The organism is Halomonas sp. DQ26W (assembly GCF_003339685.1).
Classification (GTDB): Bacteria; Pseudomonadota; Gammaproteobacteria; order Pseudomonadales; family Halomonadaceae; genus Halomonas.
The window spans coordinates 18773-41245 of the sequence record NZ_QPKI01000012.1 but is presented as its reverse complement, the minus strand read 5'-3'; the positions used below and the strand labels follow the sequence as shown (position 1 = coordinate 41245).

The window sequence follows — 22473 nt, the reverse complement described above, 5'->3', positions numbered from 1 at the left end:
GGATGAGCCGGTATAATCGGCACCATACCAACCACGGAGTTCCCATGACGACTGAAGCCACCGCGGAGCAGGCGCAGCTGGAATTGCTGGCCGAGTTCGAGATATTCGACAACTGGATGGATCGTTACCAGTACATTATCGACATGGGCAAGCAGCTCCCGGCGTTCCCCGACGAATGGAAGACGCCCGAGCGAAAGATCCAGGGCTGCCAGTCGAATGTCTGGATGCACTATCGGCGTGAGGGGGACGTGCTCTACTTCGATGCGATCTCGGATGCGGCCATCGTGTCAGGCCTGATCGCGGTACTGCTGCGTATCTACAACGGGCGCCCCGCTCGGGAGATCTGCGCGACCAGCCCGCATTTCATGCAGGACCTGGGGCTCGACAAGCATCTCTCGCCGACGCGCAGCAATGGCCTGCACGCCATGCTGAAGTCGATCTACGAAGTGGCGGAGCGGGAGGCGGCCTCTGCCTGACAAGACAAGCCGGGGGAGGGTGGTAGCGAGCTACCGTAACTACCGAGCGGCCACTCAGCGCTCGGAAGCGTGCCCGGTGCAACGGCATCGGAAATCCTCGTCGAGTTCCGGATCATCCTGGCAGAGCCGTTCGCTGGGGCCGCCAGGGACCGGGTCGATGCCGCCTTCACTGCCGGGGTGACAGCGCACGATCCGACGCGCAGCCAGCCAGCCGCCCTTGAGCGGGCCGTGGACCTGAATTGCTTCCGTCGTGTAATGGGAGCAGCTGGGCCAGAAGCGACAGCGGGGTCCTAGCAAGGGGCTAAGGGTGGCCTGATAAAGCTTCACCAGGCCGAGCATGAGCAGGCCGAGCCCGCGAGCCAGCAGGCGCCCCAGGCGATGGATCCAGGCCGCCAGGCAGTGCATCGTTCAGCGTCCCCCCACAGGCTTCTGGTAGAGCGTGTCGGGGTCGATGAGAGGCTCACTGGTGATACGTGCCGAGTCGCCTTCCAGCGCCACGTAGAAGCAGTTGCGCCGCCCGGTATGACAGGCTGGACCGGTTTGCTCCACCTGTAGCAGCAGGGTGTCGCCATCACAATCGAGGCGAGCCTCGCGCAGATGCTGCTGCTGGCCGGATGACTCTCCCTTGCGCCACAGTTTCTGCCGCGAGCGCGACCAGTAGCAGACCCGGCCGGTAGCCAGCGTCTCCTCCAGCGACTCCCGGTTCATCCAGGCCATCATCAGCACTTCGCCGCTGTCATGCTGCTGTGCAATGGCGGGGATCAGGCCGTCGGCATTGAAGCGAACGGCATCGAGAATCGAGACTAGCGGTTGCCGTGCGTTGAGCTCGGCCCGTTCGAGTTCCTTGAAGATATCGACCATAACGTTTCCACAAGACGGTGATGAGTTCAGGCACTGACTTCAGGCGTGGGCGGTGGCTTGGAGGCAGGCATCGCAGCTGCCCAGCAGCTCGATGGTCTGCCGCTCTACGCGAAAACCGAGTTGCCGCGCCTGGATGTTGAGCTGGTCGTTGACGTCGTCCAGATGCAGCTCCTCGACCCGCCCGCAATGGCGGCAGATCAGCAGCTGGAAGCCGTGGGCATGCTCGGGGCAAGGGCAGGCCACGTAGGCGTTCAGCGATTCAATGCGGTGCACCAGGCCTTGTTCGATCAAGAAATCGAGGGCGCGATAGATCGTCGGCGGGCGGGCAGCGGCATGCTCGACCGCCAGTCGGTCGAGGAGATCGTAGGCTTTCAGGCCGCCGCTGGCCCCGGCAATCATTTCAAGGACCCGCCGGCGAATTGGGGTGAAGCGAGCCCCGTGGCGCTGGCACTGTCTTTCGGCCTGCCGCAACAGGCTCTTTGAATCGGTCATGGGTGACCCGATGCTGAGGAGAATGATCCCATTCTACGCGCTGGGCAGGAGGGCGGCCAGCGGCTGGGGAGGAGGGGTGACGTGCTTGAGCTCCCCGCAGCGGGCAAAGTGACGCTGAGCGAAGGCGACGCGCTCTGCCACGCCGAGGCCAGCAGGTTGCTTTTCGATCAGGTCCAGGCGTGAACGGAGGCCTTCTCCGTTGGCCATCTGGATAGCTAGCCCGGGGCGGGCGTTGAGTTCCAGCAGCATGGGGCCACGGCTGCGATCGATCACCATATCGGTGCCAAGGTAACCGAGCCCGGTCATTTCAAAGCATCCGGCAGCCAGTTCCAGCAGGCTCCGCCAATCGGGTATCAGTAGGCTGGCCAGCTCATGGCCCGTGTCGGGATGCTCCCGTCGTGGACGGTCGTACTGCACGCCCCGTACGGCGGTACCTGAGTCGATGTCGAGTCCCACTCCCACTGCGCCCTGGTGAAGATTTGCCTTGCCGTCGGACGCGGCGGTGGAGAGACGCATCATGGCCATCACCGGGTAGCCTTGAAAGATGATGACACGAATGTCCGGCACGCCCTCGTAGGTGTATTCGGAGAGGTGCTCGTCGAAGTTGATCAGGGCTTCGACCATGGCCACATCAGGCGTGCCGCCCAGAGAGTAGAGCCCCGACAGGATATTGGAGGCATGTCGCTCCAGGTCCTTCAAGCCCAGGCGAACGCCGCTGGGCTTGATGAAGCCATCGCCATCGATACGCTCTATCACCAGGATGCCCTTGCCACCGCTGCCCTTGGCCGGTTTGATGACGAAGCCTTGGTGTCCAGCCACCATCTTCTGGAGCTGCTTGACGCCGAACTGGGTCGTGACGGTACCGATCAAAGCGGGCGTGGTGATGCCATGACGTTGAGCCAACAGCTTGGTCTGGAGCTTGTCATCCACCAACGGATAGAGCCGGCGGTCGTTGTAGCGGCCGATATAGCGGATATTGCGTCGGTTCATGCCGATGATGCCGTGCCGTAGTAGTTGGCTAGGGCTTGCCCACATGGAATCAGTCCTCGGTAACAGGCTTGAAGCGCCGCAGTTCGAGTAGGCGATAGCCCGTATAGTTCCCTAGCAGCAGGATCAGCGACATGATGATCAGCTGAACGCCGAGAAAATTGAAGGTGATATGGCGGATCCAGGGGTTGTTCATGGCCAGGTAGGCCAGCACGGCCGTGACCAGGCTGCCGCCGCCCTGGATCAGCACCTCCTTGGGGCCTTCCTCTTCCCACAGGATTGACATTCGCTCGATGGTCCAGGCTAGGATGATCATCGGGAAGAAGGTAATGGTCAGTCCCGCGTTGAGGCCTACGCGATAGGAGAGCACAGAGAAGATCGAGATGATGGCGATGACCGTGATGATCACCGCCGACACTCGTGCCACCAGTAGCAAGTTGAGATAGGAGAGATAGTTGCGAATCACCAGACCCACGGCAACGATCAGGAGAAAGCCGATAAGGCCGGTGGGCAGTGTAGTCTGGATGAAGGCCAGGGCGATCAGGACCGGCATGAAAGTACCGGAGGTCTTGATGCCCACGATGATGCGCAGGAAAACCACCACCAGGGCTCCGATCGGTATCAGCAGGATGGTCTGGAACAAAGCCTGCTCTTCCAGGGGCAGGCTGTGTATCGAGAAATTCAACAGGGTATCGTCTGCCAATTGGCTGCGGACGGCAGCGGCGGCCGGCTGATTTCGCGACAGCATCGAGAAGGTAACCCGGGAGTTGCTTCCCCCCTGAACCTCCAGCACGGCGCGACCGCCACTTTCCCACAGCAGCAGGTTTTCAGGTTGCCCTTGTGCTCCGGTGTTTGGGTTGAACAGCGCCCAGTTGTCATCAGCTGCAAACACCTGAATCCATGGGGTGAGCGTCTGGCGTCGCCGGCCATCTTCCAGCAGAAGGCCGCTGACTTCCCGTGCCGGCACGCCGGCCTGGTTGAGCAGCCTGACCAGTAGCGTGCTGCGCTCGAACTGGGTCAATAACAGCCGTGCGTTTTCCGCCTGTCGATCCTCGCTGAAATCTTGAATCAGCTCGCGGGCAAAGGTGTGGGGATCGGCGCTGCGAGCCCAGGCGCGCTCGATGACCTGCGCGGCCGCGGTATCGTAGGGGCGCTCCCAAGTGATTTCGCGCAGGGGAGGCGTCGGCAACTCCCGCTGGCGTCTGTCCTCCGTCACCAGCAGACGTGCCGAGTAGTAGAGCTGTTGATTGCCGGCCGCTTCTCGAATCGACCACTGTGCACGACGACCGGTTTCATCCTGGAGGAACGACAGTCCATAGCCCGGTGACGCCGTATTCTCGGTCAGCAGGCGATAGCCGCGCTGGTGCTGGGGTAGCGCAAGGTCGACGCGAACCGGATCGCCCAGGGCGGTGAAATCGATGATCGCCTCAACCTCCCATACCGTTCGCTGCTCGCCCTGGGTCCAGGGGACTTCGAACTGGACGTGCCGGTGCACGCTCATGCCAATACCTACTGCCATCAGCAGGCCAACGATGAGATAGAAGGGCAGTCGTGACATGAAGCTTCCTTGTTGGGGCTCGAAGGCGCCGCTGCTCAGCGGTCTTCCTCATCCTGGTCGTTGATTTCGTCCTGTGCCGCTTCGGCGGCGGGGCGGCCACCGGGGAACTCGGGCCTTGGGTGCAGGTAGGTTTCAGCGACATCGATCAGTGCGATATCCATCAGGAATCGGCGGCCCAGGAGCACCGGATAGTTCAGGTGGGTGCGATCGTTAAGCGTGAACTCAACCGGTTCGCGAATCGACCCTAGGGTCATCAGCAGGCTTACCACCGGGCGCGACTCGCTTCCGGCGGCCTGTACGATGCGCACACGACGCTCGACAGGCGCTTCGATCCACTCGTTGCGAACGTCGTCGACGACGATATCGTCCTCATTGATGCCGAGCTTGAAACGCACCCAATCTTCGCCATCGCGTTCGAAGCGGGTGATCTCCTTGGCCGACAGAGAGGACGTATTGGCACCGGAATCGATGCGAGCCCGAAGATAGGTGCCGATATCGGCCAGGCCGATCCACTCGGCTCGTCCCACCAATTCCTTGTCGGCAAGCGACGCATCAACCGTCTCGTTGCATTCCGCCATGACGATGACGGGCTCGTCGCCGCGCTGTTCCAGCCGCTGGATACTGCCACGCAGATGGCGGAGCAAGTCATTGGAATCCTTGACATCGGCCATCAATTCGACGTGGCGAAGGTCATGACGGGACAGGCGATCCTCGGTCTGATCGCAGCGCAGGGCAATCGTACGCTCGAGTCGCTCGATGCGAGCGTCGAAGGCATCCGGGCTCAGGACGGGCTCTGGCTCGGCCACAGGAGCCAGGGCGCAACCGGAAATCACCAGGGAAGCCAGCAACCAGGGCGTAATAGCGAGCAGCGGTCTCGGTCGCATGAATGCAAATCTCCGGGGCGGGCTTCACCCGAGTCGGGAATGAGGCCTGGAGTGTGGGGTGAGGCGCGAACTGTGGCGTCGCACGAATCGCGACGAGAGATGATAAGGAGTCGGTGCCTGGCTTGTCCAACTCCCAGGAAAGATCGGCAATTTCACATACAGGAAAGATCATCAATTTAACATAATATACATTATACGAACAGATGAAGGTGGGATAAACAGTGCACGGCCGGCCGCGCCATTCATCGCCTTTGAGACACAAACACCCCCGCAACCATCAGGTCCGGGGGTGTTTGGCAGGTTCATGGGCAAGGGATGAACCACTTCGAGCCATATTCGGCTTAGATTGGCTTCTTGTCATCGACCTCGGCCGGCGCGTAGGAGCCATCCTCACGGTGCACTTCCTTGCCGGTCAAGCCTGGCGTAAAGACACAGGCCAGGTGCATGGTTTCCTGGGCCCGCAGCAGGTGCTCATCGTGCTGGTCGAGGATATAGATATCACCCGGCTTGATTGGCCAGATCTTGCCATCAGCCAGTGTCTCGACCTCACCTTCTCCCTCGATACAGTAGACCGCCTCGAAGTGGTGCTTGTAATGGATATGCGTCTCTGTACCGGCGTAGATGCGCGTGATATGGAAAGAGCAGTTGCCGCCATCGTCGGCCAGGCTGAGACGGGTACTGTCCCAGGTGCCGCTTTCAGACTTGACCAGGCGGTCGGTCTGACGTGCTTCCTCAAGATTGCGAACGATCATAGAGTGTCACTCCCGTTGACTATTGATGGGCCGGCTGCGGGTAGCCGGCCGATACACCAGATGCTATCGCCCTGCTCTCTCTGGTTATCTCTGGTTCTCTCAGGCGATGACCTGCTTGACGCTCTCTGCGAGAATATCCAGACCCTGCTGAAGATCCTCGTCGGGTATGGTCAGCGGGCAAAGGCACTTGACCACTTCACCATCTTGACCGCTGGTCTCGATAACAAGGCCGTTTTCGAACGACTTGCCGGTGATCTTGTCGGCGATCTCGCCGGTGCCGACATCGATCCCGCGCATCAAGCCACGTCCCCGTTCCGTAGCCTCGACACCATGTTCGGTGAGCCAGGCAGCGATCTTCTGGAAGCGGTCTGCGACGATGTCGCCCTTGCGCTGGATATCCCGCTCGAAAGTATCGTCGGACCAATACTGTCGCATGGCCTCAGCCGCGGTGGCAAAGGCCAGGTTGAAGCCGCGGAAGGTGCCGTTGTACTGGCCGGGTTTCCACTTGTCGAGCTCGGGACGCATCAGCACGTGGGCAAAAGGCAGGCCAAAGCCAGATAGTGACTTGGAGTTAGTCACGATATCCGGAGTGATGCCGGCATGCTCAAAGCTGAAGAACTTGCCGGTACGGCCACAGCCGGCCTGGATGTCGTCGACGATCAGCAAGATGTCGTTGGTGCGGCAGATTTGCTCCAGACGCCTCAGCCACTCGAGGCCGGCCACGTTGATGCCACCCTCCCCCTGCACGGTCTCAATGATTACTGCAGCAGGAATGTCGAGGCCACCGGACTTGTCGGCCAGCAGCTTCTCGAAATAGTCGAGAGTATCGGTATTTTCGCCAAGATACCCGTCAAAGGGCATGAAGGCCGCACCCTGCAGAGGGATGCCGCCAGTGGCTTCGCGGAACTTGCGATTACCGGTGGTGGCGAGCGAGCCCATGGTGACACCGTGAAACCCGTTGGTGAAGGTGACAATGTTATGGCGCCCCTTGGCCACGCGTGCCAGGCGGATGGCGGCTTCTACAGCGTTGGTGCCGGTCGGCCCCGGCAGTTGGATCTTGTAGTCCAGGCCGCGCGGCTTGAGGATCACCTTCTCAAGGGTTTCCAGGTAGTCACGCTTGGCGGCTGTCCAGAAATCCAGACCGTGGACGATACCATCGCTGGCCAGGTAATCGAGCAGCGCCTGCTTCAGGTGGGGATTGTTGTGGCCATAGTTGAGCGTACCGGCGCCCGCCAGGAAATCGATGTATTCACGACCGTCCTCGTCGGTGAGGCGTGCATTCATGGCCTTGGTGAAGACCACCGGGAATGAGCGTGAATAGGTGCGAACGTTGGATTCCATGCGTTCAAGTATCTGGGTCTGCATCGTGCGGCCTCCTGGTGAGGGTGGAAATAAGCGTAGGGAGAGCGAGGGCGGCGCTGTACTTCGGCCACCCAGCGTCTAGCGGATGGGAAATCAGAGGCGACCGGCTTCGAAGGGACCGATACGCACCAGGTTCTCGGGGTCGTGCTCGCCGCCGAGCTGGTCCGTGGAGAAATATTCACGGCTATTCAAGGGAGCCTGCCAGCGATCGGACAAGCGGCGGAAAAGCCCCCATGAGGCCTGGTTGTCAGGCGTGATGGTGGTTTCCAGATGATGGACATCGACAAGCTCGGGCCGGGTCATGACGGCTTCCACCAGGCGCCGCGCGAGTCCCGTACCACGGGCTTTTTCACCCACGGCTACCTGCCATAGGAAATAGGTGTCTGGAGCGTTGCTTTTCACGTAGCCAGAAACGAAGCCGACGATCTCGCCCTCTTGGTTGGTTGCCACTGCACAGGTATTCCTGAATTGGGTAGCCAGCAACAGGTAGGCGTAGGCGGAATTGACGTCCAGCGGCGGGCAGGATTTTATCAGCTCATAGACTCCCCAGCCGTCATCGGGGTTGGGCTTGCGGATGAACAGCGGTGCGGCATCGCTGCCAACCACGGCGTCGGCCACGCTGGGCCGTGCCAGATCAGCAGAAGGTGTAAAGGGCTGCGGTGTCACATTCATGTTCAGACTTCGCTGTAGCGATGTTACGAATAATGATAACAGGGCTTATGATCAAATCAAAATAGGCATTATGTACCGCGCCCTATTCCATAACGGTAGATTATGCAACGGCACTGTCAGCCCGTCGACCTGTCTGATGATAGTGTCGGCTCCTCGATTCATGCTGATAGTTTAGACCAGGATCATCCTGTCGACCTCACGCAAACGTGCCGCCTCCAGGCGGCACCAATGAAGTGCTCTGCATCGAGTCATGACATCAGGTGCGCGATGGTGTTCGCATGGTGACGAACTCTTCGGCGCCGGTCGGGTGGATCCCCACGGTGGCATCGAAATCGGCTTTGGTCAGGCCGGCTCTGACGGCGATGGCGATGCCCTGGATCAGCTCACCGGCCTCCTCTCCGACCATGTGCGCACCCACTACCACATCGCTTTCATCATCGACGATGAGCTTCATCAGGCAGCGCTCCTGGCTGCCGGAAAGTGTATGTTTCATGGGTCGAAAATCGGTCCGGAAGACGCGGATCGCCCCATACTTCTCACGGGCTTGCTCCTCCGAGACACCAACGGTGCCGATGTTCGGGTGGCAGAAGACCGCCGTGGCAATATTCTGGTAGTCCAGTGGCCTGGCGGAGGTGTCAGAGAAGTGCTGCTGGACCAGGTGCATGGCTTCGGCCAGGGCCACCGGCGTCAATTCCGGGCCACCGGTGACATCCCCCAGGGCCAGGATGGATGGCACTGATGTCTCGAACCGCTCATTGACCTTGAGCGTGCCATCGGTATTGAGCTCGACACCCAACTCGCTGAGGCCCAACCCCAGCAGATGGGGCTTGCGGCCGGTCGCTGAAAGCACCGCATCTACCTCCAGTGTCTCCCCGTTGGTGAGGGTAACCATCAGACTTCCATCGCCCGGTTCGATACGTTCGATGTTGGTTTCAAAGTGGAGGTTCACACCCTTGGTGGCCATCTGGTCTCGGGTGAACTCTCGCACCTCGCGGTCGAAGCCGCGGAGAAACAATTCGCCCCGGTAGACCAGGTGGGCATCGCTTCCCAGGCCGTTGAAGATGCTGGCGAACTCCACAGCTATATAGCCACCGCCCAGAACCAGGAAGCGCTTGGGAAACTGCTCGAGGTCGAAGACTTCGTTGGAAGTCACAGTATGTTCACTGCCGGGAAAGTCGGGCACCCATGGCCAGCCACCGACGGCAACGAGGATCTTTGCGGCACTGATGCGCTCGCCGGCCACCTCGACATGATGCGCGTCGACCACTCGGGCGCGGCCGTTGATCAGTCGTACTCCAGCAGTGTCCAGCAGGCGGCCGTAAATATCGTTTAATCGCTTGATTTCACCGCTCTTGTTATCGCGCAACGTGGCCCAGTCCAAGGTCGGCGCACCGGGGAGTTGCCAACCGAAGCCGCTGGCGTCCTCGAACGCATCGTGAAAATGGGCAGCGTAGGAGTAGAGTTTCTTGGGCACGCAGCCTACGTTGACGCAGGTTCCACCCAGGTAGCGATCCTCGGCCACGGCGACGCGTGCGCCCGCGGCTGCGGCCGTGCGTGCCGCACGCACGCCGCCGGAGCCGGCGCCGATAATGAAGAGGTCATAGTCGAAGTCTGGCATGGGTTCTCCTTCACGAACAGGGCACTCGAACAGGGCCCGTTGGAATGGAGCGATGATACCAGTGCAGGCCGTGCCTCGGGAGTGCCGTGGCTGACCCCTGACATGGAGACGCTCTATCCGGCTATGGTCCGCTTCGAGCAGTACGCTAAACTGTGGCATGAATCAGACTGCCAGGAAGGCTTCCATGACCGGTCCGCTCGCCGAACTCCAGCATCTTCATTTAGACCGTCTCGAGCGGCACTATGCCGAGGTGCTTTCCGGGCTCGGCCTTGATGGCGTAGCGCTCTATAGCGGTCATCCTGCGCCCCATTACGGCGACGACCAGTTCGCCAATTTTTGCGCCTATGGTCATTTCCAGCACTGGACCGGGCAGGCCTGCCTTGCACACAGTTGGCTACTGGTCTGTCCAGGCAAGCGTCCAATCCTGTATCTGCACGCCCCCGACGACTTCTGGCACCTTCCCGCCCGCCTGCCTCAGGAGGCCTGGGTCGAGCGTGTCGACGTGGTGACGGGGCGCTTCGATGCGCCTCCCGCCCTGCCTCCTGGGCGAAACGCCGTCATCGGTGACGTGGATGGCACGACTGCCAAGGCGCTGGGGGGCGAACTCAACCCCGCCGCCCTGCTCACGGCACTGGATGAGGGGCGGGTGCGCAAGAGCGATTTCGAAGTCGCCTGCATTGGTCGAGCCAACCGACAGGCCATGGCTGGCCATCTGGCTGCCAGGAATGCCTTCCTGGCAGGCGCGGCCGAACTGGATGTACAACTCGCCTATCTCCAGGCATCGCGTCAGCGTGAGAGTGACTCGCCCTACGGCAATATCGTCGGCATCAACGCCCACGCTGGTGTACTCCATTACCAGCACTACGACACGGGGACCCCGAAAAACCGCTACAGCCTGCTGGTCGATGCAGGGCTGCGCTACCGTGGCTATTGCGCCGACATTACCCGTACCTGGGCAGGCCCCCAGGCAGATGCCTTGTTTCCTGCGCTGATAGAGGGAGTCATCCAAGTGCAGCAGCGCCTGATCGCCTCGCTGCGACCCGGTGTCGACTTTGTCGCCCTGCATGAGAGGATGCACGACATGCTGGCCGAACTGCTTGTCGAGCATCGTATCGTCTTCAGCAGCCCCGAGTCTGCCGTGGCTGGCGGCATCACCCGGGCTTTCTGCCCCCATGGGCTGGGTCACTTGCTGGGTATTCAGGTGCACGATGTGGCCGGACGGCGCACCGCGGACGGCACGGCCTTGACACCGCCTGCAGCGCACCCTGCCCTGCGTCTCACGCGTGAACTGGAAGCGGGGATGGTGGTCACCATGGAGCCGGGGCTCTACGTCATCCCCATGCTGCTCGAACCGCTGCGTGCGGCGCCAGCCGGGCGCGAGGTGGATTGGGCGCTGGTGGAACGGCTGGCCCCCCACGGCGGGATCCGCATCGAGGATAACGTCCTGGTCACGCCAGGTGCTGCCGAAAACCTGACCCTCGAAGCCGAGTGATACCATCATGCGCGAACGGCGACACGATGCCGATTTCTCACCGCCACGCGGGCTGACCAATGCCCATGTGCAGACTCTGCTACCCCGCGTACTGCCTCGCCCGCCGCTGGCACGCGACGTGGAAGTGCTTGAACTGCCCGACGGTGATTTCGTCGAACTGAACTGGGCTAGCCCCCAGCCCGTGGATCCCGTGGCGCCGATCTTCGTGCTCTTCCACGGACTGGAAGGTTCCTTTGACTCTCCCTATGCCCGGTGGTTGCTCTCGGCAGCTAGCGACTTGGGCTGGCGTGCGGTGCTGATGCACTTCCGCGGCTGCGGCAGTCAGCCCAATCGGCTGCCGAGAGCCTATCATAGCGGCGACACCGCCGATGCCTACTGGCTATTCGGTCAGCTCGCCCATCGCTTTCCGAAGGCGCTCAAGGTGGCGACTGGTGTCTCGTTGGGTGGCAATATGCTCCTCAAGCTGGTGGCCGAACAGGGGGGAGACGGCCTGGATCTAGCGGGTGCCATCGTGGTCAGCGCACCACTGGATCTGGCGGCTAGTGCCGACAGGCTCCATCTGGGGTTCTCACAAATCTACGAGCGGCACCTGCTGGGTGCGCTGAAGCGCAAGGTCCGGGGCAGGCTCGTCCGAGGGGAGCTGCCGCTGCCGCTCGATACTGGCGGATTGGCAAGCCTGTCCAGCCTGCGTGCCTACGATGATGCCGTGACCGCCCCCCTGCACGGTTTCGAGGGGGCCATAGACTACTACCAACGCGCTTCCGCCGGTCCACTGCTGGCAGAGATCGAGCTTCCCACCCTGATCCTGCACGCTGATGACGACCCCTTCATGCCGGCGACTCTCTACGAGCGCCTGCCCGCCCCCTCTTCCGCCGTGCATCTTGAGATTGCCCGGCACGGCGGGCATGTCGGCTTCATGGAGTGGCGCAACGGGCGGTTGGAACCCTGGCTTGCTCGGCGCATAAGCCAGGAGCTGCAGGCATGGAGCAGCCCGGCGGCTCACTGGCCAGGCCGAACCGGACCACACCTCACCCGATCGGGCAGCTGATGCCGGTGCCCTTCAGGCCACAGTAGCCACCAGGGTTCTTGTGCAGGTACTGCTGGTGATTCTCCTCTGCCAGGTAAAATGCGGTGAGCGGAGCGATCTCGGTGGTGATCTTCCCCTGTCCCGCCTGTGACAGCGAATACTGGTAGATGTCGCGGCTGCGCTGGGCCGCCGCATGCTGCGCGTCGCCGGTGGTATAGATCGCCGATCGATACTGGCTTCCCACGTCGTTGCCCTGTCGCATGCCCTGGGTTGGGTCATGCGCTTCCCAGAAGGTACGCAGCAGTGTCTCGATATCGAGCCTGACAGGATCGAAGACGACCCTGACCACCTCGGCATGGCCGGTCAGGCCGCTGCAGGTCTCCTCATAGCTGGGATTGGGGGTGACGCCGCCGGCATAACCAACGGCGGTGACATGAACCCCCGGGAGCTGCCAGAACAATCGCTCCGCACCCCAGAAGCAGCCCAAACCCAATACGATGACTGCATATCCATCGGGAAAGGGGGGCTGCATAGAACTGCCGTTGACGGCATGCACGCCCGAGACGGTAAGTGGGCTATCGCGCCCAGGTAAGGCACGGGCTGGGTCGATGATCATGTTATGTCTCCTTGAGCATCAAACGCTGTCGATGCTGCCGTCGATGGGCTGTGTGTACGGACTTCGCCTATTGACCACCATCGATCTGCGGAGGTTTCCCGGGAAGGGAGAAGGTATAGACCAGATCGACGGCCTGTGCCGCACCTGACACGGCCTGCACGTAAAGGTTGCGCCACAGGGTATAGCGCAGAGTCAGCTCGGCGATGGGCGAAAAAATACCGACGCCATAGCTGATGCGCAGATCCTCGGTGAGATAGCCACTCACCACCACCTGACTCTCGTCCCCCATGCCAGCCGTATCCAACGCCAGGTCGTCGATGCCGAAGGCCTGGCCGATAGCCCCTACCGCTCCGCCGGTCTGCCCCAGAGTCAGTCCGACCAGGGCAGCCGTCAGGGCCCCATCGGTGTCACCATCCCTGGGTGCCCGACCGCGCAGCAGGTAGGAGAGAGCACTGGCTTCATCCATGGCCGGCTCCGAGAAGATCTGCAGGCTCGGCTCAGCGGCGAAGCCGGAGACACGCAGACCCGCGATCACCCCGTCGTCGGTAATGTCGGGATTGCGGATGGCTTCGAAGTCGAGTAGCGGCTGGTCCGGCGGGCCGCTGAAGAGCAGCTGACCCTGGCGGATCATCAGATCCTGCCCAAAGGCCTGGAAGCGTCCGTCGGTCAGCAGGACGTCTCCGAACAGCTGTACCGGACCGTTCTGCTGGCGCACTTCAAGGGCGCCACGCAGCCCCGTCTCGAGTCCGCGGGCTTCTAGTTGCATATCGGGACCGAGATTCAAGTCGATGCGCACGTCCAGCGACATACCGGCCTGCTGCAAGACCACGACAGCGGCCTCATCCGCACCGGTGTCTTCCGTCAGCTCGGCGGTGCGTCTGGCCCGCTCTTCGTCACGACGGGTGATGATGATTTCATCAGGACTGGGTGCGACGGCAGCGGGCGGCGTCTCGCCTATCTCGAGCCGTGCCCAGGGGACCTGTACGCTACCGCGCACCTGAAGTCGGTTCGGATCGATGCGCACACGCAGGTCCGGCGCGATGCGCAAGCGCCCGAATTCCGGTAGCGTCACCAGCAGCGGCCGCCGTGTACCGTCCAGATCGACCCCGATTCGCCAGTCCTCCGGCGAGGGCCAGGCAGCATCGCCATTGATCACCAGTCGCCCTTCGTCGCTTTCCACGTAGCCCATGACACGGGCGGTCTCGCCTTCGAGCTCCACCCGTATGCGGCCATCCACAATGATCAGGGGGATATCCATGCCGCTTGCCTGCAGGCCGGCCAACTCCAGGGCGCCGCTGAGAAGTGGAGATTGGCCTGTACCGGAAATGTCCACTCTCCCATCGATGACACCCTCAAGGGTGTCCATGCCGGCGACCAGGCTACGATAGCGTGACAGGTTCAGAGCATCGAGCGTCAGGGTTCCCTCAAGGGCGCCATCACCTGCCGGGTCATCCATCCCAATGCTCAGGCGAAGCCGTCCGGCATCGGCCAGGATCAGGTCCAGGTTGAGATCAGACCTCTGCTCGTCGGCGTCCAGGGTCACATTCAAGCTCGTGTCCGGCAACAACCAGGGCTGGCCGTAGATATCCATCCCCTGGAGAGAGAGCTCGCTGTCCACATCGCTCTCGATGTGCCATTGGTCGCCTCCCCTGCGCCACTTGGCCTGAAGGTCCATGTCTGCTCGGCCTGTCGCACTCCACTCTTCGGGAAGCCACTCGTCGAGCAGCTCCATGGGCAGCCCACGAACCGATAATGAGGCATCTCCGCTCTCGGCACTGGCTTGCAGCGTTTCGTCGAGACAGATACGACCGCCTTGCTCGCGACGCAGACAGAAGGGCTGCACGCGTGCGCTGCCGGTCTCGAGATCAGCAGTGAAGGCCAGTGGTTCGTCCAGGCTGATTTCGCCGTATTCCGTTGCAACCTCCAGCGGATGGATGCGTCCGGTGTAGCGCTGGTGGTCCTCGGATAGACCGCCATCGAGCACCAGTGTGGCGTGTGACAGCGGCATTCCGCGACCGGCAGTGGCGTCCAGCGTCAGTGAATGCTCTGTCAGACGTCCATCAAGCAGCAGCGATGCTTCGCTGAAGCGTTGTCCGCCGGCAATAAGGTTCTCGATGTCCAGTCTCAGGTCGAGGTCGGGGTCTTCAAGGCCCCGGACGCTGCCCGACAACTGCAGGCTTTCCAGGCGGCTGTCGCCGAAGGCCAGACTATTGCCGCTGAGTGCGATGTCGAGCCGTGGGGTCTCGAGGCTTCCCGTCGTTGTGAATTGACCGGTCAGGCTGCCGCCGAGCTCGTCGTGCAGGTTGGAGAGATTGGGCAGGTCGATGTCGCCATCAAGACTCATTCGCTGTTCCGATACCTCGCCGCTGGCGGAGAGGCGATTGTCGCCCTGCTGGAAGTCGAAGCGGTCGATACTCCAGCGCATTTTACTATCACCGCTGAGGCGTGCCTGCAGCGACATCGGCAGCGATTGTAGTTCGCCATCGATATCGAATCGTGGCACACGCAACAGCCAGCCATTAGGTCCCTGGGCGAACGCTGCCTCGATGTCGCCGCTCAACCGCCCATCGATGGCGGCGGTGAAGGCGCCGGGATCGATGTTGTCGAGTCGGATGACTGTGTTCACGTCCAGTCCTTCGGACCATGCAACGCGCCCCCGGCTGATCAGCGAGCCATCGCCCAGGGTCAGCGACAGAGGCAGCCAAGCAAAGTGTTCGAAATCGCCGCTGCCCGACAGAGCGACACGGCTACGGGGTATCTCGGGACCCTCCAGACGCATCGAGAGTGCCGCGCTGTAATCGAGCAGGCTGCCTGACAGGCGAAGGGAAATATCCTCGGCCAGGTAAGGGTCGGCTGGCACGTCTCCAATGTCTTCGGGGACTTCGGTGGTCAGCCGCGTTGGCAGCGGCCACTGCAACAGGTCGCTTTCCAGCGAAGCGGTAAAGGACATAGTCGGGTCCAGTGCGTCGAGCCTGGCCCTCAGCTCAGCGTCCACGGGGCCTGAGGCAGCCAGTTCGACCTCCAGGTCACCGAGACTCCCCCCTAACAACAGCTCGATTCGCTGGCCGGCCAGCTCAGGCATGATCTCGGGCAGCCACAGGGTGGTGCGGAGCCGTACTTCGAGGGGATAGTCACCCTGTAGCTCGACTCTCGCCGAGAGCTGTACGTCGACGTCCAGGGTGGCAAGATCGAGGGAGGTCACCTCTACTTCCTTCCCGTTGGCTTCGAGCCCGAGAGTCAGATGCCGGATCGAGTAGTTGAATGGACCGGTGAACTCGACCTCCTCAAGCCTGAGGTGGGGAATCGACACCGACAGTGGAAGATGAATCTCGGGAAGCGTGGCGCGCTCGCGCTGTGCGAGACCCAGACCCGCCTCGATCTCGGCTGCAACGACGGCCGGGAGCGGCGATGTCAGGGCAAGTGTGGCATCAATGGCGTCGGATGAAAGCCGTGGCTGGTCGGTGTCGCTCTCATCCAGAGCCAGCTTGGCCCCCGGAGACAGGGGGAGGTGGACGCGCAGGCCGGTAAGGTGAGTCGGCATCAGGCTCAGGTGAGACTGGGCGGCCTCGATGCCGGACGTCAACGTATCGATCTCGATGTGAGTGCCGTCCGCCAGTTCTATCGCCGTGTCGACGACCTGCAGGTCAGGGGCCGTCACGGCCACGGGCAGGTGAATTGTCTGTTCCTCGGCAGCGCCGCCGCTTTCATACTCTTCGACCGTGCCAGGCGGCGATGTGGCAGCCAGATCGACGGCAGCGTCGATGGCGGGAGCGTCGATGGCGGGAGCGGCAAGGCGTGGGGCAGCATCATCGATGGCGGATGTGGCCAGCGCGGTGCCCGGCGATGGGGGTATCGTAATGCGAAGACCTTCCAGCCGGGTGGATAACAGCTCCACCTCGGCAGCCTGGGACCTGGCTGCCGACGAGAAATCATCGAAAAAGATTCGCGTGCCATCCGGCAAGAACAGCTCCACGTCGACCAGCGACAGCGCACGTATCTCCGCGGGAAACGGCAGGTGGATATCTCCTGCGGGCGCCGCTTCCTCCTGATCCGTATCGGTTTCACCCGCTCGCAGCTGGATTCGCGCTCCCTCGATGGACAGGTGCTCGATGCAGAGCCGCCCCCGGAGCAAGCAGTCATCGGCCCAGGCCAGGTCGAGCCGCTGCAACGACACCGTTGCGGGCCCGGCTTCCAGCTCCAGCCCGTGCAGGACCAGCCGGTCGAAAGGAGCGCCTTCGGAATCCTCCAACTGGTAGAAGCCACGCTCGGCCCCCTGCTCCAGCAAGAAGCCGGTTCCCCATGGGGACAGCGCCAGGCCCAGTGCAAGGATGACCCAGCCCAGTAACCAGAGTGGCAGTACAATCAGTAGACGAACAAGCGACCAGAACAGCAGCCGGGTCCTCAGAATTCCGGGCCGATGGCGAAATGAAGGCGCCACGCATTCTCCTCATCGTCGAAGGGATGGGCGACATCGAAGCGTACCGGCCCGACAGGCGAAATCCAGCGCACCCCGAGGCCAGCCCCGGTATTGAGCGAGTCGGGACCCCAGTCATCGAAGGCGTCACCGGTATCGATGAAGGCGGCACCCCACCAGTTGCCGACGATACGATGTTGCAACTCAGTGCTGGCAGTCAACAGCTGCTGGCCGCCGCGTAGGCGCCCCTCCTCGTTTCGTGGTGCCAGGCTTTCATAGGCATAACCCCGCACCGACCTGTCGCCGCCAGTAAAGAAGCGCAGTGACGGCGGAACCTTGGAAAAGTCGCTGGACTCTATGGCACCCAGGCCAAGGCGATTCACGAAACGAGCATCGCTGCCCAGCATACGAATCCATTCGGTATCACCAGTCATGCGCAAGAAATCTGCTTGCGACCCCCACAGATTGTCGGAGTACTCGAAGGCGATCCTCTGGCGGTCTCCCCAACTGGGAAAGCGAGGGTCACGAGTCCGTGTCCGTGACCAGCTGACCCCGGGGTAGTAGATGAAGACGCTGTCGGCTTCTCCGCCCTGGGTAAAGTCTTCATAGGTGGCGCGCAGGAAGACTGTCTGCACCCAGCGGTTATCGAACTCCCAGCGCCGTGTCACTTCGATTGTGTTCTCTATGGTGCGGGTGTCATCCATGTCCCGATGGCGCAGGCCATACTGCAGGCGGTACTGATCGCGCAGCGGATCGTCCAGTGGTATGAGGTACGTGCCGGTCAGGCGTTGCTCCGGCTGAGAAATGAACAGGTCGTGGTCGAGGCTATGGCCGTAGCGGTTGATCCAGGGCTGGTCCCAGCCGAACCCTAGCCGCGGCCCTACATCGGTGGCGAAGCCCACGGCGATCTCGAACTGATGCCGGTCGGCCGGCGCAACCACGACATCGATCGGCATAATGGGGCGATCGGATCGATACAAGTTGGTGACCGCAGAGAGTGCTTCGGGTGAAAGTCGTGGCCTGATCGGCTGCTGTGGCGAGCGCGCCGCTGGCTCGCCAGATAGTGTCGTCTCGCCCAGAGTTCCGACCTCGTTCCACCAGCCCAGTTCAGGTGCCCTCAGGGCCAGCTGCCGGCGGCTATCCAGGCGAGGCCGGACGCTGACCGAGCTGAACCAGCCTGCCTGGCCCAGCCGCTGAGTGTAGAGCGCGACAGCTCCCGCCTGATAGGGCTCGCCCGGCGTGAAGGGGGTCATCTGGCGCAGTCGTTCCTCGATGATATGGCTGCCACGTATTGTCACATCGCCAAAGGCATAGCGTTGGCCGCTATCCAAAGTCAGGTAGAGACGCGCACTCTCGTCGAAGGGCCTGACCTCCATGCGCCTGTCGGTGAAGCGCCAGTCGAAATACCCGCGCTCCAGGGAGAGGTTGGCGAGACTGTTGCGCATCCGATCCCAAGGGGCATGCAGCAGCGGGTCGCCAACGGTCAGCGGGAAGGCCTCGACCGTATCACGGAAAGGAGCGTCGCGCCGGGCATCCCCTTCGAGTCGAATATCCAGCACTTCAACAATGACCTGGGGGCCAGGTTCGACCACCAGTTCGACATGGCGGGGAGGGTCACGCACTTCGAGTTGTTGGTGGATCCGGGGTTCGTAGTAACCATACACCCGCATGGCCTCACGGGTGCGCCGCAGAACTTCGCCTTCGAGACGTGCACGTCCGTACTGAGCGGCATCGAGGCTGCTCAGGTAGTGGCGGACATTTTCCGCGACATCACTTTCCAGCCCGTCGATACGGGCCTCGATGGCAAGCGCATCCTGAGTCAGGCCAAGGCACAGGACCACTGCACCAAGGCATGCTGCTACGCGTTTTCCCATATCTGCGGCTTCCTCACAGACTACAGACAACCCGGCGGACTGAAGGACCGCCGAGTCGCATTACTGCAGAGCTTCCAGCCCGGCACTGAGTGCAAGCTGGGTCTGGCGTAGCTCGATCAATTCGGCTTCCATGGCAGTGAGTCTGTTCCGCAGTCGACTAACCGTTTCCTGATGCTCCTGCTGGTCCGTCACGAGGGCTTCCAATTCGACGTTCAAGGGCTCCATACGTTCAGCTACACCTTCGAGATGACGATTCAGCTCCGCCTCCCGGGCCTGGGTGCGCTCATCCAAAGCCGCCAGCTCCTCCGCCAGATTGCCACGCACATCCTGCTGGGTAGCAGCGAGTTCGTCGAAGCGTTCATGCCATTCCGACAATCGATCAGCGGTGAGCTGAGTGGAGTCGGCTACCGTCTCGATGCGGGTGGCCAACGCCTGCCGCCCCTCTTCACCAGCGCGCTCGAGAGCATTCATCGAATCCTGAGTGGCGCTCAGCAGGGCATCCCGGTAAGCGGCCTCCTCGGTCATGACTTCCAGTTGCCCAGCTACACCGTCCAGGCGCTCCTCCAACGCGTCCAAGCGAGACTCGTCGATGTCGGCGACCTGCTCAACCTCCACCTCCAGGTTCGCGGTGCGAGCAGCCAGAGATTCGCCGCGATTCTCCACCGTCGATAGCCGTGACTCGATTCCTTCCAGACGATCGCCACGCCCTTCCTCGGCATCGAACCGGGCATGCACATTGGACATTTCGCCGGCCAGTTGGCTCCACTGCTCATCGAAACGCTGACGTTCCTGCCAGCCAAACCAGGTCACCGCCCCCAGGGCGAAGACAAGCAGGAAAACCGTCAACCGAAGCGGCCAAAGTCTGGGCATCGGCTGTGCCGGCCGCCGTGCCCGTGTCAGGCTAGTGTCCGGGTCGGGGACGATGGGGCGTCGCTCGGGCGGACGCGCTTCTGGCATGGCAAACTCCTTTCAGCAAAGGCGGCAGGCGCCCCATTGTAAGCAGGGAAACCGCCTGCACGCACACTGTTACCTCAACGCGAAGAAGTCTGCGCGGGGTCGGCGCGTCGGCCGATCCCGCGGTAGGAAAGTCCCCAACTCGCCACATGGGAAGGATCGTAGATGTTGCGCCCATCCAGCAGCAGTCCTTCTTTCAACTGTCCTGCCAGCCGAGCCCAGTCCGGGTTCCAGTAGTGCTTCCACTCGGTAACCAGCATCAGGGCATCCGCGCCCTCGCAGGCAGCATAGGGGTCGGCATCAAACAGCTCCAGCAACGGATGGTCGCCGACTTCGGCACGCAGCGCTGCCGTTGCGGCAGGATCGTGCAGCCGTACCTTGACCCCCTGGGCCCATAGTGCCTTGAGTAACGTAAGCACGGGGGCATGGTCGATGCGGGCCGAGCCGGGCTTGAAGGCCGCGCCCCATATCGCCAGAGTACGCCCTTCCAGGCGTCCTTGGAAATGGGTCCAGAGCTTGCGAAACAGCGTTTCCTTGACCTGCTCGTTGATGTCCAGGACTTGCTCCAAGAGTGCCGAATGGCGACCACTGGCCTCCTGGACATTGGCCAGTCGCATAAGGTCACGGGAGAAATTAGGGCCGCCGAAACCGCATCCCGGGTAGAGGTATTCATAGCCAATCCGCGAGTCGGCCCCCATGCCCTGACGCACATGCTCGACGTCGACACCCAGGCTGTCTGCGAGGCCAGCGATCTCGTTCATATAGCTGATGCGCGTGGCAAGCATGCCGATTGTGGCCAGCTTGGTCAGCTCGGCCGCACGGCGTGGCATACGCTGCACCACGTCACGCCGCCGATTGAAGGCTCGCAGCAGTTCCCGCACCTGGCTTTCGGCATGATCATCGTCGCACCCCAGCAGCCAACGACCGGGGCGGGTGAAGCTCGCCCATGCACGCCCCTCCTCCAGCATGTCGACCAGGGCCACGGCACGGCACTCGGGCCCAGCCAGCCGCATCTCGAGGCGCTCGGTCTCGCCCACCGGAAAGGTCGAATTGTTGACCAGCATCAGCGCTTCGGTGTGGTGCGTGACAGCCTTTTCCACAAGGTCGCCGGCCTCGTCACGCTGCTCGGGAGAGAGTGCGAGCCAGAGTATGTCGATGGGACCCGCCTGCGGACTGTCACTGCCGGCCACCGTCAGGGTGCCGAGTTCACGCCCTTCCTGTAGCGCGACCATGAGGTCAGGTTCACGCCGAAGCCAGTCGGCTTCCAGCAAGCGGGGCCAGGGCATGGAGGCATGGGGTATCCAATGCACCTGATGCCCCACCCAAGAGAGGGCGGCAGCAGCCGTGGCGGCTGCCAGCTCACTGCCATGAATCTCGAGTCGCATGACAATTACTCCGGCTGGCTGTAGCGGGAGAGCAGTTCGCGAAAGCCCTCACCGAAGCGCGGATGACGGCGACCATAGACCATGGTTGCCTCGAGGTAGCCGAGTTGATGGCCGCAGTCGTAGGTCTTGCCACGCATTCGCCAGGCGTCTACGCCGTCGCTCTGGCGCAGCGTTTCGATGGCATCGGTAAGCTGAATTTCGTTGCCGGCGCCAGGCGGTGTTTCAGCCAACAGTGAGAAGATACGGCCCGGCAGGACATAGCGGCCGATGACGGCCAGGTTGGAAGGTGCATCGTCCCGTGACGGCTTCTCAACCACACCATCAAGCTGGCAGGATTCACCCGGCGATGGCGCACCGCCCTGAGGGTCCACGATGCCGTACTTGTGGACATTTTCCCATGGCACCTCTTCCACCATCAGCTGGGAACGACCGCTGGCTTCAAAGGCATCGATCATGCCCGCCAGGTCGTTGCGCTCGAGACCCTCATCATCCACCAGGACGTCGGGTAGCAGCACCGCAAAGGGTTCGTCGTCTCCAATCACCGGGCGGGCGCAAAGCACCGCATGGCCAAGGCCCAAAGGTTCCGGCTGGCGAACACTGATGATATTGACGCCATCGGGAGCAATGGCCTTGAGCTCGTCGAGAAGATCCTGTTTGTCCTTGGCCTCGAGGCTCGCCTCAAGCTCAAAGTGCTTGTCGAAGTGGTTCTCGATGGCACTCTTGCTGGCGTGGGTCACCAGGACGATATCGCGTATCCCGGCAGCGACCGCTTCGTTCACCACGTACTGGATCACCGGACGATCGACGATGGTGATCATTTCCTTGGGAATCGCCTTGGAGGCCGGCAGGCAGCGGGTTCCGAAACCGGCAACGGGTAATACAGCCTTGCGAATCATTGTGCCTTCCTTGTCGCTTGAGTCGGTTGATCAAGATTACCTCCCGGGGCCACCGATGATTCCGTCATGGGAAAGCCCGGGTCGCTACGGGTAGAATAGTGCATGATACCGAAGGTACTGAATGTTGCCAGGGTGTCGACCAATTCACACGGA

Annotated in this window: 19 protein-coding genes; 3 read left to right on the top strand and 16 right to left on the bottom strand. The window is 61.9% G+C overall.

Going from position 1 to position 22473, the window contains the following annotated elements:
• Positions 1–44: 44 nt before the first annotated feature.
• On the top strand, positions 45–476 hold the full coding sequence (locus tag DU490_RS08275) for a SufE family protein (RefSeq protein WP_114573841.1): 432 nt from the start codon (positions 45–47) through the stop codon (positions 474–476).
• A gap of 54 nt (positions 477–530) precedes the next feature.
• Here the strand turns inward: DU490_RS08275 and yidD are convergent, their stop codons facing one another.
• The 10 genes from yidD to gorA form a co-directional block, all read right to left on the bottom strand.
• Entirely contained in the window at positions 531–881 is a 351-nt protein-coding gene (gene yidD / locus DU490_RS08270) for a membrane protein insertion efficiency factor YidD (RefSeq protein WP_114573840.1), read from the bottom strand.
• A gap of 3 nt (positions 882–884) precedes the next feature.
• Positions 885–1337 carry a phosphoribosyl-AMP cyclohydrolase gene (gene hisI / locus DU490_RS08265; RefSeq protein ID WP_181869998.1) on the bottom strand — a complete coding sequence of 151 codons (453 nt, stop codon included), beginning with the start codon at positions 1335–1337 and terminating at the stop codon, positions 885–887.
• 39 nt (positions 1338–1376) lie between these two features.
• Complete coding sequence (locus DU490_RS08260) at positions 1377–1829, bottom strand: transcriptional repressor (RefSeq protein ID WP_114573839.1); 453 nt, start codon at positions 1827–1829, stop codon at positions 1377–1379.
• 33 nt (positions 1830–1862) lie between these two features.
• On the bottom strand, positions 1863–2864 hold the full coding sequence (locus tag DU490_RS08255) for an alpha-L-glutamate ligase-like protein (RefSeq protein ID WP_114573838.1): 1002 nt from the start codon (positions 2862–2864) through the stop codon (positions 1863–1865).
• Positions 2865–2868: 4 nt separating this feature from the next.
• Positions 2869–4374 carry an inactive transglutaminase family protein gene (locus DU490_RS08250; RefSeq protein WP_114573837.1) on the bottom strand — a complete coding sequence of 502 codons (1506 nt, stop codon included), beginning with the start codon at positions 4372–4374 and terminating at the stop codon, positions 2869–2871.
• A gap of 35 nt (positions 4375–4409) precedes the next feature.
• Entirely contained in the window at positions 4410–5258 is an 849-nt protein-coding gene (locus tag DU490_RS08245) for an ATP-dependent zinc protease (RefSeq protein WP_114573836.1), read from the bottom strand.
• A 341-nt stretch (positions 5259–5599) separates the two neighbouring features.
• A complete protein-coding gene (locus tag DU490_RS08240) occupies positions 5600–6010 on the bottom strand; it encodes an ectoine synthase (protein WP_114573835.1) in 411 nt (136 codons plus the stop codon).
• A 99-nt stretch (positions 6011–6109) separates the two neighbouring features.
• Positions 6110–7375: a diaminobutyrate--2-oxoglutarate transaminase gene (ectB, locus tag DU490_RS08235; protein WP_114573834.1), complete on the bottom strand. Its 1266-nt coding sequence runs from the start codon at positions 7373–7375 to the stop codon at positions 6110–6112.
• 90 nt (positions 7376–7465) lie between these two features.
• A complete protein-coding gene (gene ectA, locus DU490_RS08230) occupies positions 7466–8044 on the bottom strand; it encodes a diaminobutyrate acetyltransferase (RefSeq protein ID WP_114573833.1) in 579 nt (192 codons plus the stop codon).
• Positions 8045–8300: 256 nt separating this feature from the next.
• Entirely contained in the window at positions 8301–9662 is a 1362-nt protein-coding gene (gene gorA / locus DU490_RS08225; RefSeq protein WP_114573832.1) for a glutathione-disulfide reductase, read from the bottom strand.
• A 184-nt stretch (positions 9663–9846) separates the two neighbouring features.
• On the opposite strand from gorA, the gene pepQ reads away from it, so the two are divergent.
• Positions 9847–11154: a Xaa-Pro dipeptidase gene (gene pepQ, locus DU490_RS08220; protein WP_114573831.1), complete on the top strand. Its 1308-nt coding sequence runs from the start codon at positions 9847–9849 to the stop codon at positions 11152–11154.
• A 7-nt stretch (positions 11155–11161) separates the two neighbouring features.
• Entirely contained in the window at positions 11162–12202 is a 1041-nt protein-coding gene (locus DU490_RS08215) for a hydrolase (RefSeq protein WP_114573830.1), read from the top strand.
• Here the strand turns inward: DU490_RS08215 and msrA are convergent.
• The 6 genes from msrA to galU all read right to left on the bottom strand — a co-directional run bounded on the left by msrA (position 12183) and on the right by galU (position 22320).
• A complete protein-coding gene (msrA, locus tag DU490_RS08210; protein ID WP_114573829.1) occupies positions 12183–12797 on the bottom strand; it encodes a peptide-methionine (S)-S-oxide reductase MsrA in 615 nt (204 codons plus the stop codon). The genes DU490_RS08215 and msrA overlap by 20 nt on opposite strands.
• Before the next feature lie 67 nt (positions 12798–12864).
• Positions 12865–17235 carry a translocation/assembly module TamB domain-containing protein gene (locus DU490_RS08205; protein WP_258801501.1) on the bottom strand — a complete coding sequence of 1457 codons (4371 nt, stop codon included), beginning with the start codon at positions 17233–17235 and terminating at the stop codon, positions 12865–12867.
• Positions 17199–19085, bottom strand: a complete 1887-nt coding sequence (locus tag DU490_RS08200; RefSeq protein WP_114573828.1) for an autotransporter assembly complex family protein — start codon at positions 19083–19085, stop codon at positions 17199–17201. Before DU490_RS08200 ends, DU490_RS08205 begins: the two co-directional genes overlap by 37 nt.
• Positions 19086–19145: 60 nt before the next feature.
• The gene (locus DU490_RS08195; protein WP_114573827.1) at positions 19146–20042 is read right to left on the bottom strand and encodes a hypothetical protein; all 897 of its coding nucleotides are present in this window, start codon (positions 20040–20042) and stop codon (positions 19146–19148) included.
• 74 nt (positions 20043–20116) lie between these two features.
• Entirely contained in the window at positions 20117–21424 is a 1308-nt protein-coding gene (locus DU490_RS08190; protein WP_114573826.1) for a UDP binding domain-containing protein, read from the bottom strand.
• 5 nt (positions 21425–21429) lie between these two features.
• Positions 21430–22320 carry a UTP--glucose-1-phosphate uridylyltransferase GalU gene (gene galU / locus DU490_RS08185; protein WP_114573825.1) on the bottom strand — a complete coding sequence of 297 codons (891 nt, stop codon included), beginning with the start codon at positions 22318–22320 and terminating at the stop codon, positions 21430–21432.
• Positions 22321–22473: the final 153 nt, after the last annotated feature.